10 protein-coding genes and 1 pseudogene are annotated in these 12,954 nt (G+C 50.0%); all 11 read left to right on the top strand.

The features are described from left to right. The 11 genes and pseudogenes from L9W92_RS04025 to rsxE all read left to right on the top strand — a co-directional run bounded on the left by L9W92_RS04025 (position 1) and on the right by rsxE (position 12,950). Positions 1-2,079, top strand: a complete 2,079-nt coding sequence (locus L9W92_RS04025) for a DNA topoisomerase III (RefSeq protein WP_240082462.1) — start codon at positions 1-3, stop codon at positions 2,077-2,079. A 576-nt stretch (positions 2,080-2,655) separates the two neighbouring features. Continuing rightward, positions 2,656-3,144, top strand: coding sequence for an NADH-quinone oxidoreductase subunit NuoE family protein (locus L9W92_RS04020; protein WP_240082461.1), 489 nt, complete (start codon positions 2,656-2,658; stop codon positions 3,142-3,144). 79 nt (positions 3,145-3,223) lie between these two features. Then, complete coding sequence (locus tag L9W92_RS04015; RefSeq protein ID WP_240082460.1) at positions 3,224-3,790, top strand: ATP-binding protein; 567 nt, start codon at positions 3,224-3,226, stop codon at positions 3,788-3,790. Then, positions 3,790-4,167 carry a (2Fe-2S) ferredoxin domain-containing protein gene (locus L9W92_RS04010; RefSeq protein WP_240082459.1) on the top strand — a complete coding sequence of 126 codons (378 nt, stop codon included), beginning with the start codon at positions 3,790-3,792 and terminating at the stop codon, positions 4,165-4,167. Before L9W92_RS04015 ends, L9W92_RS04010 begins: the two co-directional genes overlap by 1 nt. 27 nt (positions 4,168-4,194) lie before the next feature. Next, positions 4,195-6,045 (top strand): annotated as a pseudogene (nuoF, locus tag L9W92_RS19275) (NADH-quinone oxidoreductase subunit NuoF); the annotation flags it as partial. Further along, on the top strand, positions 6,043-7,224 hold the full coding sequence (locus L9W92_RS19270; RefSeq protein ID WP_376741781.1) for an FAD-dependent oxidoreductase: 1,182 nt from the start codon (positions 6,043-6,045) through the stop codon (positions 7,222-7,224). The pseudogene nuoF and the gene L9W92_RS19270, both read left to right, overlap by 3 nt. A 17-nt stretch (positions 7,225-7,241) precedes the next feature. Further along, positions 7,242-8,975, top strand: coding sequence for an NADH-dependent [FeFe] hydrogenase, group A6 (locus L9W92_RS04000; protein WP_240082457.1), 1,734 nt, complete (start codon positions 7,242-7,244; stop codon positions 8,973-8,975). A 464-nt stretch (positions 8,976-9,439) separates the two neighbouring features. Continuing rightward, a complete protein-coding gene (gene rsxC / locus L9W92_RS03995; RefSeq protein WP_240082456.1) occupies positions 9,440-10,774 on the top strand; it encodes an electron transport complex subunit RsxC in 1,335 nt (444 codons plus the stop codon). A gap of 1 nt (position 10,775) precedes the next feature. Beyond that, entirely contained in the window at positions 10,776-11,771 is a 996-nt protein-coding gene (locus L9W92_RS03990; RefSeq protein WP_240082455.1) for an RnfABCDGE type electron transport complex subunit D, read from the top strand. 4 nt (positions 11,772-11,775) lie between these two features. Then, the gene (locus L9W92_RS03985; RefSeq protein ID WP_240082454.1) at positions 11,776-12,339 is read left to right on the top strand and encodes an RnfABCDGE type electron transport complex subunit G; all 564 of its coding nucleotides are present in this window, start codon (positions 11,776-11,778) and stop codon (positions 12,337-12,339) included. Positions 12,340-12,341: 2 nt separating this feature from the next. Next, entirely contained in the window at positions 12,342-12,950 is a 609-nt protein-coding gene (rsxE, locus tag L9W92_RS03980) for an electron transport complex subunit RsxE (RefSeq protein WP_240082453.1), read from the top strand. The last annotated feature ends 4 nt before the right edge of the window (positions 12,951-12,954 follow it).

The raw sequence follows: 12,954 nt of genomic DNA, 5'->3' as shown, positions 1-12,954 counted from the left end.
ATGAAGTCGCTGGTTCTGGCCGAAAAACCCAGCGTGGCTAAAGAAATTGCCAGGGTGTTGAAATGCACCGGTAAGAATAAAGGATATCTGGAGGGACCGCGGCATGTGGTGACTTGGGCGCTGGGCCACCTGGTTACCCTTGCCGAACCGGAGGATTATGACAGCAAGTATAAGCAATGGAACCTGGACGACCTGCCGATGTTCCCCGCCAGGATGAAATTAAAAGTAATCAGGCAAACTTCCCACCAGTATCAGGTAGTCAGGAATTTAATGAAGCGAGGAGACATCGGTGAGCTGGTGATTGCCACCGACGCCGGGCGGGAAGGCGAACTGGTGGCGCGGTGGATCATGGTTCTGGCCAACTGGAAGAAGCCGTTCAGGCGCTTGTGGATTTCTTCCCAGACAGACGATGCCATCAAGGAAGGTTTCGCCAATTTAAAAGCCGGGGCGGCTTACAATAATTTATTTGACGCGGCTGTTTGCCGGGCGCAGGCCGACTGGCTGATCGGGTTGAACGTGACCCGGGCTTTGACGTGCAAGTTCAATGCCCAGTTGACCGCCGGCCGGGTGCAGACTCCCACCCTGGCCATGATTGTGAACCGTGAAAACGAAATAAAACAATTCGTTCCGGTGGACTACTGGACTGTACGGGCGGACTTCGGCGACTATTTTGGCGACTGGCGGGACTCTTCCGGGAAAAACAGGATTTTCAACCAGGCAAGGGCGGAAGAAATTGTCAATAAAATTAAAGGCCAGGCGGGCGTGATCAAAGAAGTCCGCACAGAGAGCAAAAGTGAGCCGCCCCCCCTGGCTTACGACCTGACGGAACTGCAAAGGGACGCCAATAAACGGTATGGGTTTTCAGCGCAAAAAACCCTCTCCGTGCTGCAGGATTTATATGAGCGGCACAAGCTGGTCACCTATCCGCGGACAGATTCCCGCTATATCACCACGGATATAGTGCCAACCTTGCCGGCCCGGCTAAAAAGCATCGCCGCCGGCCCTTATGCCGCGCTGGTCAAGCCGCTGCTGCAAAAAGCGTTGCAGCCGACGAAACGCTTTGTTGACAACAGTAAAGTCGGCGACCACCATGCCATTATTCCCACCGGCCAGTCATTGCAGCTTGCGGCCCTGTCGGCGGAGGAAAAAAACCTTTACGATCTAATTGCCAGGCGGTTCATCGCTGTTTTATACCCGCCTTACCGCTACGGCCAGACCACGCTGACCACGGCGGTAAACGGCGAGCATTTTTACTCCAGCGGCAGGGTGGTCAAGGAGCCGGGCTGGCGGGCCGTGACCGCCAAGGCGGCGGAGAAGGATGAGTCAAGTGACGATGCTCTGCCGGAGCAGACGCTGGCCTTGCATAAAAAAGGTGAGCAAAAGCAGGTTAAAACCTGTAAAATAAATAAATCAAAGACAAAACCGCCCGCCCGTTATACTGAAGCTACCCTGCTCACGGCCATGGAAAACCCCGGCAAGTTTATCGAGGATGAGGAATTGCGTGAATCCATGAAAGGAAGCGGGTTGGGAACGCCGGCCACGCGGGCTGAGATTATCGAAAAGCTGCTTTACAATAATTACATTGAGCGGCAGGGTAAAGAATTGGTTCCCACTTCCAAAGGATTGCAGTTAATCAACCTGGTTTCCCCGGCTTTAAAAACACCGGAATTAACAGCCCAGTGGGAGCAGAGACTGGCTAATATCGCCAGGGGCAAGGACAGCAAAGAAGACTTTATGGCCGGCATCAGGCAAAATGCCCTGGAGTTGGTAAAAAGCGTCATTGAGGATACTTCTGTTTATAAAGCCGATAATGTTTCCAAAAACAAATGTCCTCTCTGCGGCAAGTATATGCTGCTGGTGAACGGCAAAAGAGGAAAGATGCTGGTTTGTCCGGACAGGGCTTGCGGACACAGACAACCGGAAAAACAAGACGACTTTGGCGTATTTAAAAGTTCTAAAAGCGCCAGCCGGGTCAATCAAAAATTAATTGCCCGGTACAGCGATCAGGGTTCTATCACGCAAAATATCGGAGAAATGTTGAAGGCGGCTTTAAAGGAAAAAAGTAATAACAATGATTAATCCTATACATAATAATGAGGAAAATACAAAAAATATACCCTCAAAGCGTTTTGCCCCAAGGGTTGCAGAATTTTTATCATTTGTTAAGGTGTAAAACTAACGAGTGTAAAACTAACGAGTGCTTAAACGTGATTTGCGGCAGTTTTGTTTGGGAAATAATGCTTGACAACAATTAGTGGAATGTATATCATTGAAAAAAGTATTAATGTATAATCGGCAGGAATGACGAACTTTTTCACCTTATTCATGACCCTTGTTCATGACAGCAATATGCGGCAAGAAAAGACAATATTAATTTGAGCAGCTATGGAGTAGTGAAATCTCCTGGGGAACTCTTTAGAGGATAAAAAACACGGGGCCAATTTGCCGAAAGACGTGTTTTTGTTTTTATGTTATGTGAAATATTATACAAGCAGCAGGCAATTGGTAATCAGGAGCTACTATTCCTTATGATGATGATAAGCTTCTACAAACATTCAAATTTGAATTGTCGCAGTGGTTTTTCTCGAATAAGGAATTTTTTAAATAACCACAAAACCATAAAAAGATCATGGAGTTTAAAAGGAGGGGGAACAAATGGAATCAGCAGTTACTAAGTGCCGATGTGATTTGCAGGCTGAACTGGAAGAAGTGATTGCCCGGCACGAAGGGAAAAAGGACGATTTAATCGAGGTGTTGTACTGGGTTCAGGAGAATTACGGCTATGTGCCAAAGGATGTGCAGCTAATAATTGCTGACAGAATGAAAGTACCTTTGAGCACTATTTATGGAGTTGTTACGTTTTACCATCTATTTTCATTGAAGCCAAAAGGCGAATATGAGATTTCCCTCTGTAAGGGTACCGCCTGTTATGTGCGGGGATCGTCGCAAGTATTGGAGCGGTTTGAAAAAGAATTGGGAATCAAGCCGCATGATACTACCGACGACAATATGTTTTCCCTTGAGGTGGTCAGGTGCCTGGGAGCCTGCGGGCTGGCGCCGGTTATGACAATTAATAAAGAGCCGCGGGTCAGGGTGAAGCCTGATCTTGTCCCGGGAATTATTGATGAGTGTAGAAATAAGTAAGTACCCATCACGCCCGGCGGCCAATAACGATTAATTTAGCTTTTCCTGAAAGCGTAAACGTAAACCATAGGAAAGAGGAGTGAAGCTAAGCAATAAAATGCGTGAACTTTCTCATCATCTTTTAGATCTCATTGAAAATTCACTGGCTGCGGGTGCGTCCACCATCAAGATTACCGTGATTGAAGATACTTCCGGAGACATTTTGGGTTTTGAGGTTGGCGATAACGGCGGAGGATTGAATGAAGAAGAAATTGAACAAATTTATGATCCGTTTGTAACAAGCCGCCGCTTGAGGAGGGTTGGCCTCGGCATACCTTTACTTCAACAGGCAGCGCGTGCTTGTGAAGGCGACCTGATTATCCGATCGGAGAAAGGAAAAGGGACAACCGTAAAGACAACCTTTCGGCGTTCGCATATTGACCGGATGCCCTTGGGGGATGTAGCTTCCACATTAGTGGCTGCAGTGGCCGCCAAACCGGATGTGAATTTACTGTACAATCACCTGGTAGACGGACGTGAATTTATTTTTGATACCAGCTGGTTGATTAGTAAATTTAGAGAATTGCCCCTGAATGATGTTAAGGTTTTAAGCTGGATGAAGGGATTTTGCCGGGAAGGTATTAAAAAATTATACCGGGGTGATTGATGATGAAACAAATCAAGTCAGTTGACGAACTGATGAAGCTCAAAGAAGCCGCGCTGGAGAAGATCAAGGAGCGGCAGGCAAGCGGTAAAACAACAATAGTGGTCGGGATGGGGACCTGCGGAATAACCGCCGGGGCGCGGGAAGTAATGATGGCAATTATAGATGAAATAGATAAAAGAAATATTTCAGATGTAATAGTCACCCAGGCAGGCTGCGCCGGGATGTGCCAGCATGAGCCCATAGTGGAAGTAAACAAGCCGGGCATACCCCAGATTGTATACGGTCATCTAGACGAAGAAAAAGCCCGGCGGCTCGTGCTTGAACATGTTATTAACGGCCACGTGATTGAGGAATGGGCGCTGGTGCAGCGAGATTAATTGAAATAGTGAGAGGAGGGTATGATTATGCATTATTACCGGGCACACGTGTTGGTTTGTGCGGGGTCAGGCTGTGTTTTGTCAGGATGCCAAACCGTTAAAGAAGCACTTTTAGAAGGGATTAAAAAGCAACAGCTTGAAAATGAAATTCAAGTTATTGAAACCGGATGCATGGGTCTTTGCGACCTGGGACCGCGCTTAATAATCTATCCCGAAGGAGTAGTATACTGCCGGGTTACCGCTGAAGACGCCGAAGAAATCGTGAGCGAGCACTTATTGAAAGGGCGAATAGTAGAGCGGCTTGTCTACCGGGATCCGGAAACCAAGAAACCGATTCCTTTAATGAAGGATTTCCCTTTCTTATCCAAGCAAACCAAAATAGCCTTGCGCAACGCCGGCTTTATTAATCCAGAAGATATTGAAGAATATATTGCCAGTGAAGGATATTCCGCGCTGGCCAAGGCATTATCCACCATGTCCCCCGAAGAAGTAATCGCCGAACTAAAAAAATCCGGCCTGCGCGGTCGTGGCGGCGCGGGGTTCCCGACCGGCTTAAAGTGGGAGTTCACCGCCAAAGCCAACGCGGCACAAAAATATGTGGTATGTAACGGAGACGAAGGAGACCCGGGCGCCTTTATGGACAGGTCAGTCCTGGAAGGAGACCCGCACAGTATTATCGAGGCTATGACCATTGCCGGCTATGCGGTAGGTGCCAGCAAAGGCTACGTCTATGTTAGAGCAGAATACCCCCTGGCTGTGGAAAGGCTGAGACAAGCCATCAGCCAGGCCCACGAGTACGGTTTGTTGGGAGAAAGTATTTTAGGAACAGGATTTGCTTTTGACCTTAACGTCAGGGTCGGCGCCGGCGCCTTTGTTTGCGGAGAAGAGACAGCCTTGCTGGCCTCTATTGAAGGACGCCGCGGCGAACCCCGACCGAGACCTCCCTTCCCGGCCAACGAAGGACTGTGGGGCAAGCCCACATTGCTTAATAACGTGGAAACCTACGCCAGCATCCCGCCAATTATCCTTAAAGGCGGAGACTGGTACGCTTCCAGGGGAACAGAGAAAAGCAAAGGCACCAAAGTATTCGCCCTTACCGGGAAAGTTAACAATACCGGCCTGATCGAAGTTCCGATGGGCATACCTTTAGGAGAAATCGTTTACGACATCGGTGGCGGCATCATAGGCGGCAAGAAGTTTAAAGCGGCCCAAACAGGCGGTCCTTCAGGCGGCTGCATCCCGGCAGACCACCTTAACGTCGGTGTGGATTATGAGTCGCTGGCGGAACTGGGCGCGATTGTAGGGTCCGGCGGGCTGATTGTCATGGACGAAGATACCTGTATGGTTGACCTGGCCAAGTTCTTCACCGAGTTCTGCCAGGAAGAGTCTTGCGGCAAATGCGCCCCCTGCCGCATCGGCACCAAACGGATGTTAGAAATACTGGAACGGATCACCCACGGAGAAGGACAAGAGGGAGATATAGAAGCACTCGAAGAATTATGCTACTACATTAAAGATACGGCACTGTGCGGTTTGGGACAAACCGCGCCCAATCCCGTGCTGAGCACGATACGCTATTTCAGGCATGAATACGAGGCGCATATCAAAGATAAATATTGCGCCGCCTCAGTCTGTGCGTCCCTATTCAATTCACCCTGTCAAAACACCTGTCCGGCCGGAGTGGATGTGCCGATCTATCTCGATCATATCCGGAACGGACATTTCTACGAAGCCTATATGGAAGTGAGGCGGGAAAACCCCTTCCCGGCAGTTTGCGGCCGCGTGTGCCACCACCCGTGTGAAGGCAAGTGCAACCGCGCGAAGCTGGATGAGCCCCTGGCTGTAAGGGCATTGAAGCGTTATGCGGCCGACTGGGTGTATGAACAGAATAAGGGATTCCCGGTTGAGCCTCCCGGAGTGGCGACCGGCAAGCAAGTGGCGATAATCGGCGGCGGGCCGGCCGGCCTGACAGCGGCCTACTACCTGGCTAAAGCCGGCCACAAAGTGACCGTATTCGAATCGCTGCCGTTTGCCGGCGGCATGCTCAAAGTAGGAATCCCCGATTACCGCCTGCCGGCCGACGTCCTGGCGGCTGAAATAAAAGCCATAGAAGGAATGGGTGTGACGATTAAGACCAACACCCGTTTTGGCAAAGACGTTACCTTCGCCGATTTAGAGAAGCAAGGCTTCAGCGCGGTGTTTATCGCCGTCGGTGCCCACGCGGATCAGAAACTGGGCATTCCGGGCGAAGAACTCAAAGGAGTTATCTCAGGCATCAACTACCTGCGAGACGTTAAACTCGGACAGGCCGCCGACGTAAAAGGCAAGACCGTGCTGGTGGTAGGCGGCGGCAACGTGGCCATAGACAGCGCCCGCTCGGCCGTAAGGAACGGAGCGAAAGAAGTGCACGTTGTTTACCGGCACCGCAAAGAAGACATGCCCGCGTTTGCAGACGAGATCATCGAAGCGGAGCACGAAAGCGTGAATTTTACCCTCATGACCGCCCCCGTGAGCGTGCAGGGAGCAGGTGGCATGGTAACCGGGCTGGAATGCCAGGAATCAGTGCCCGGCGACTTCGATAAAAGCGGCCGCAGGCGGCCGGTGCCGGTTGAAGGCTCCAACTTTGTCATTCCGGCAGACGTGGTAATTGCGGCGATTGGACAGAATGTCCAGCTTGACGGCATCACCGACGCCGGCGTGCAGACGGCCCGCGGGCTGGTTGCGGTGGATCCCGCCAGCATGGCCACGAATATACCATATATATTCGCCGGCGGAGACTGCGCTTCCGGGCCGGACACGGCCATCGGGGCGATTGCCCAAGGCAAGAAAGCGGCAGCGGCTATTGATAAATACCTCGGGGGTACCGGCGCAGTTGTCGAACCGCGTGCTCTCACCCGGAAAATTTCCGGCGAGATTATTGAAGAGAAGATGGCGAGGGAAGTAGCAACATGCCTGCCGGTGGCCGAACGCCGGTCCTTTGCCGAAGTGGAAAATGGTTTCACCAGAGAGCAGGCCATAGCCGAGGCTACCCGTTGCCTGCGCTGCGATGTGAAGTAGAAGGAGGGGTGAGATAAATGCCAATGGTTACTTTGACAATTGACGGAAAAGAAGTGCAGGTGGAACAGGGCACAACTGTTCTCGAAGCGGCCAAGAAAGTTAATATAAATATTCCTACCTTGTGCTATTTAAAGGACATTAACGTTATCGGGGCCTGCCGCGTCTGTGTGGTTGAAGTCAAGGGCGCCCGCACGCTGCAGGCAGCGTGTGTAACCCCGGCGGCAGAAAACATGGTTGTGCTGACCAATACCCCGGCGGTGCGCGCTTCACGCCGGATGACCCTGGAACTGATCCTGTCCAACCACCCGTTTGAATGCCCGACCTGTGTGCGCAACCAGAATTGCGAGTTGCAGACCCTGGCGGAAGCGTTCGGAATCCGGGAAGTTCGTTATACTGGCGCGAATCCCGAACATAGAGAAGACAATTCCAGCGTGTCACTGGTGCGCGACCCCGATAAATGCATCCTGTGCCGGCGTTGCGTCTCGGTATGTGAAAAGGTGCAGACGGTAAGCGCGATCGCCCCGCAGGGGCGCGGTTTTGATACCGTTATCGCACCCGGGGTGGACATGGGTTTAGCTGGATCTAATTGTGTTAACTGCGGCCAGTGCGTGCTGGTTTGCCCGACAGGAGCTTTATACGAGCGGGATCAAACAGAGGAAGTCTGGGCCGCCCTGGCCGATCCCCAAAAGCATGTCGTGGTCCAGACCGCCCCGGCGGTGCGTGTCGCTATCGGTGAAATATTCGGCATGGAGCCGGGCAGCGTAGCGACCGGACAAATGGTTGCCGCGATCAGGAAGCTCGGCTTTGATAAAGTTTTCGACACCGACTTTACCGCCGACCTGACCATTATGGAAGAAGGCAGCGAGTTGCTCGAAAGAGTCAAGACCGGTGGCACCTTGCCGCTGATCACTTCGTGCAGTCCTGGCTGGGTCAAGTTCATTGAGCACTTCTACCCGACGCTGCTGCCGCATGTGTCCACATGCAAGTCGCCGCAGCAGATGTTCGGCGCCCTGGCCAAAACCTTCTACGCCGAAAAAGCAGGCGTGGACCCGGCCGATATCTTTTCGGTGTCGATCATGCCCTGCACCGCCAAGAAATTCGAGGCGCAGCGCCCCGAAATGAATGCGAGCGGCTATCAGGACGTGGATGTTGTGCTGACCACAAGAGAACTCGGCCGCATGTTTAAGCAGGCCGGCATAAATTTCAACGAACTGCCCGAAGAAAATTACGATGACCCGCTGGGCATCTCCACCGGCGCGGCGGTAATTTTCGGCGCGACCGGCGGCGTGATGGAAGCCGCCCTGCGCACCGTCTATGAAATAGTCACCGGGAATACCCTGGCGTCGGTAGATTTTATAGACGTGCGCGGTATGGAAGGAGTCAAGGAAGCTACCGTCAAAGTCGGCGATCTCGACGTAAAAGTAGCCGTCGCGCACGGGCTTGGCAACGCCAGGAAGCTTTTGGACGCCCTGCAGGCCGGCGAAGCAAACTATCATTTCATCGAGATCATGTGCTGCCCGGGCGGCTGCATCGGCGGCGGCGGCCAGCCCATCCCGACCAACTATGAAATCAGGCAAAAGCGGATTGACGGCATATATACCGCCGACGAAGCAATGGTCTTGCGTAAATCCCACGAGAACCCCGCGATCCAGCAGCTGTACAAGGAATATTTAGAGAAGCCGCTGGGGCATAAATCCCACGAATTGCTGCACACAAAATACACTCCGCGCGGGGAGTATAATCAGTTATAAAGCATTTCAATTGATGTCCAGCAAGAGCCTCCCACCGGGGGCTCTTCGCTTGCTCAAAAACTGTTATTGTTTTCTTGTTTTAACGAAGATGTGCGGTTATAATTTTAAATGAGGCAAAGATCTGCTGTTTCTCGGTGGCAAGCCGTTTGGGTTCTGGTCGGGGCGCCAATAAGCTTAAATATATAAAAAACTTTTTTATAGGGTATTGTGTTGCTTTAAAGATAAAATATATTAAAATAAGTATTGTAAGGACTTGTCCAGAAAAAGAATTGTTTAAATCTTTTTATTTATCTCTTTATTTCCAAGTATCAAGTCCAGGGCAATATATATCAAATTCATGTTAAATTTCCAGCGAGTTTATAAGGGTGAGGGTTATTCTGTAGGTTTGTAGCTGGAAATTCACAAATATAAACCTAAAAAAAACACAAATAGAAACCTAAAAAAAATTAGATGGGGGGAAGAAGATGAAGAGTTTTCATGGAGGAGTGCATCCTGATGACAGCAAAAAGTATACCGCTGCCAAGCCGATTGAAACGGCGCCTCTTCCGGCAAAGGTGATTATACCTTTGAGGCAGCACATTGGAGCACCGGTTTCACCGATTGTAAAAAAAGGTGACACGGTAAAAAAAGGCCAATTGATCGCACAATCCGACGCTTTTGTATCCGGTAACGTACATGCTTCCATTTCTGGCAAGGTTGTGGAGATCGCGGATTATCCGCATTCAGTGTTCGGAAGCTGTATGTCCATAGTCATAGAAAATGATGGTCTGGATGAATGGGTTGAAGGAATTCCGGTGCAAAGGCAATGGGAAAAACTCGATGCAAAAGAGCTGTCGGGGATTATCCGGGAGGCCGGAATAGTGGGAATGGGCGGAGCTACTTTCCCCACTCATGTAAAATTGGCGCCGCCGCCGGATAAGAAAATCGACACTTTTATCTTAAACGCGGCTGAATGTGAACCGTTTCTGACGGCTGATTACAGGGCAATGCTCGAGTACACGGAGAGAATAGTAACCGGTGTAAAAATTACCATGAAGGTGCTTGGCGTGAGCACCGGCTATGTTGGCGTTGAAGACAATAAGCCTGACGCGGTAAAAGCTTTGCAGAACGCTTTTAACGGCACCCAGGTTAAAGTTATGGCTCTTCCCACAAAATATCCGCAGGGTGCCGAAAAGATGCTCATCAAAGTGTTGACCGGACGCGAGGTTCCTTCAGGCGGGCTGCCGATGGATGTCGGCACTGTGGTGCAGAATGTCGGCACCGTGGTCGCGATCAGTGACGCGGCGACTAAAGGGATACCTTTGATTGAAAGAGTGGTTACCGTCAGTGGGAGCGCTGTTAAAGAACCCAAGAACCTGCTGATGAGAGTAGGTAGTACATTCGCCGACGCGCTGAGTTGCTGCGGAGGCCTCAGCGGCGAACTAGTTAAAATAATTAATGGCGGGCCCATGATGGGCTTTGCTCAATCTACCATGGATGTTCCGGTGATTAAAGGAACTTCCGGCATCTTGTTCCTGAGTAAAAAGGATGTCAATTACGATAAGGAATCCGCATGTATCCACTGCGGCCGCTGTGTGGAAGCATGCCCGATGGGATTGAATCCAAGCATGCTTAGTGTTCTGGGTGAGCGCCAGTTGTACGTGGAAGCAAAAGAAGAGTATGATTTGCTGGACTGCATGGAATGCGGCAGTTGTGTTTATGTATGCCCGGCCAAACGTAAAATAGTTCAGTACATCAGGTATGCCAAAGCGCAAAATGCAATCCAGGCACAAAAAGAACAAGCAAAGGTGGCTGTATAGAATGGCAGTTAACGAAGAAAGTTTAAAAATGAACCTTCTCACTGTTTCGCCGTCGCCACACATAACCTCAAGTGAATCCATCCCAAAAATAATGTGGTCGGTGAACGCGGCATTGGTGCCGGCAGTAATTTTCGCCGCCTGGTACTTCGGTATGCCCGCCATAATCACCATGCTGGTGGGAGTCGTATCGGCGGTCGCAACTGAATATTTAGTACAAATAATTAGAAAAAAAGAAGTGACAATAAAGGACGGCAGCGCAGTTTTAACCGGACTTTTACTAGCTATGTGTCTTCCTCCCAATCTTCCATGGTATATGACCGCATTCGGGTCGTTTTTGGCTATTGCCGTTGCCAAACAATCCTTGGGCGGCCTTGGGTACAACATATTCAACCCGGCGCACATCGGCCGCGCCGCGTTAATGGTGTCATGGCCTGTGGCCATGACCACATGGACAAAAATGACCACACCAGTTGATGTGGTTTCCAGCGCCACCCCGCTGAATATTTTAAAACAGCAGGGATACGCCAAATTAATTGAAACGTTCGGCGATGCCCCCAATATGTACAAAGCGATGTTTTTAGGCATGCGCAACGGCAGTATCGGTGAAACTTCCGCAGTTTTGCTTATACTTGGAGGCCTTTTCCTGATCTATAAAGGTTATATAAAATGGGAAGTCCCTGTGGTGATGATCGGTACGGTAGGAATCTTAACCTGGGTATTCGGGCCGTCCGGATTATTTACGGGAGACGCGGTATTCCACATGTTGGCCGGTGGACTGATTATAGGTGCCTTCTTTATGGCAACCGACATGGTTACCATTCCCATCACCCGCAAGGGACAAATTATTTTTGCCTTAGGCGCCGGTCTGCTAACCGTCCTTATTCGTTTAAAAGGCGGATATCCCGAAGGCGTATGTTATTCCATTCTTTTAATGAACTGCGTTACGCCTTTGATTGACCGCTTTGTTACGCCGAAAAAATTTGGAGCAAGGAGGTAATTAAATGTCCGGGCACAGTGATGAAAATAGCAACAGCATCTTTAAAATCGCGTTTAACCTGGCCATGACCTGTTTAGTTTCAGGGTTAATAATTGCCGGTGTTTACTATACAACAGCCGACGCGGCGGCACAAAAGGCTGTAGATATGAAAAACGCCGCGATGCAAGCCCTGGTCCAGGACGCGGATAAATTTAATCCGGTAGAAGGCCATGAGGGCTGGTATAAAGCGGAAAAAGGCGGAAAAACCATAGCGTATGTAGTGCCGTCAGAAAGCAAAGGTTTTGGAGGACCTATACAGTTTCTCGTGGCTGTAACAAGCGAGGGGAAAGTGCTTAATTATGACATCATCAAACACAACGAAACTCCTGGCCTTGGAGACAAGGGGGGGAAGGATCCTTTTAAGAGCCAGCTTATCGGAAAGAAGATTGAAAATCTGCAGGTTGTGAAAGATCCTTCCGACAAAGAGAACGTGCAGGCTATGACTGGCGCTACAATCTCTTCGAGAGCCGTAACTAACGGTGTTAAAAAAGCGGTCGAAGAAGTTGTAGAGTTTACAGGGGGGAAATAATTATGAAAGAATTATGGAGTATATTTAATAAAGGATTAATATTGGAGAACCCAATTTTTGTCCTGGCGCTAAGCCTTTGCCCCGCGCTGGCAGTTACCAGTTCTGTAATTGTTTCTCTAACCATGGGCTTGACCGTCATGTTTGTGATTACTGCCAACAATACAGTCGTTTCCATAGTCAGAAATCTTGTTAACCCCAAAGTGCGTGTTCCCGTATATATTGTCTCTATCGCCACTATAGTTACTGTGGCTCAGTTGGTATTGCAGGCATATTTGCCGGATCTTTATAAAGCCTTGGGTATTTATTTGGCGCTTGTTGTGGTTTTTGCCATAATTCTGGCGAGGGCGGAGGTTTTTGCCTCCAAGAACGGTGTTATCCGTTCGTTTTTTGACGGTCTGGGAATGGGGACCGGTTTCCTCATTGCCATGTTGATAATCGGAGCTATCCGTGAAATCATTGGAAGCGGCACATTCTTAGGCATTCAGGTCATGCCCGCTTCATACAACGCTCCGCTAATGCTAGTCCTGCCCGCAGGCGCTTTTATCCTAATTGGTTATCTGGTTGCGGGATGTAAAATGTTGGTCCAGCATATTGAAAAATCCAAGGCTTAGGGAG

This window comes from Pelotomaculum terephthalicicum JT, assembly GCF_022410535.1.
Lineage (GTDB): Bacteria > Bacillota > Desulfotomaculia > Desulfotomaculales > Pelotomaculaceae > Pelotomaculum_D > Pelotomaculum_D terephthalicicum.
This window is presented reverse-complemented; position numbering and strand designations above follow the sequence as displayed.

What these genes read in the sequence shown, in the direction of transcription:
- L9W92_RS04000 (WP_240082457.1), top strand. Translation starts at nt 7,242, where the DNA reads ATGCCAATGGTTACTTTGACAATTGACGGAAAAGAAGTGCAGGTGGAA.
- L9W92_RS03985 (WP_240082454.1), top strand. Translation starts at nt 11,776, where the DNA reads ATGTCCGGGCACAGTGATGAAAATAGCAACAGCATCTTTAAAATCGCG.
- L9W92_RS04025 (WP_240082462.1), top strand. Translation starts at nt 1, where the DNA reads ATGAAGTCGCTGGTTCTGGCCGAAAAACCCAGCGTGGCTAAAGAAATT.
- rsxE (WP_240082453.1), top strand. Translation starts at nt 12,342, where the DNA reads ATGAAAGAATTATGGAGTATATTTAATAAAGGATTAATATTGGAGAAC.
- L9W92_RS03990 (WP_240082455.1), top strand. Translation starts at nt 10,776, where the DNA reads ATGGCAGTTAACGAAGAAAGTTTAAAAATGAACCTTCTCACTGTTTCG.
- L9W92_RS04010 (WP_240082459.1), top strand. Translation starts at nt 3,790, where the DNA reads ATGATGAAACAAATCAAGTCAGTTGACGAACTGATGAAGCTCAAAGAA.
- rsxC (WP_240082456.1), top strand. Translation starts at nt 9,440, where the DNA reads ATGAAGAGTTTTCATGGAGGAGTGCATCCTGATGACAGCAAAAAGTAT.
- L9W92_RS04020 (WP_240082461.1), top strand. Translation starts at nt 2,656, where the DNA reads ATGGAATCAGCAGTTACTAAGTGCCGATGTGATTTGCAGGCTGAACTG.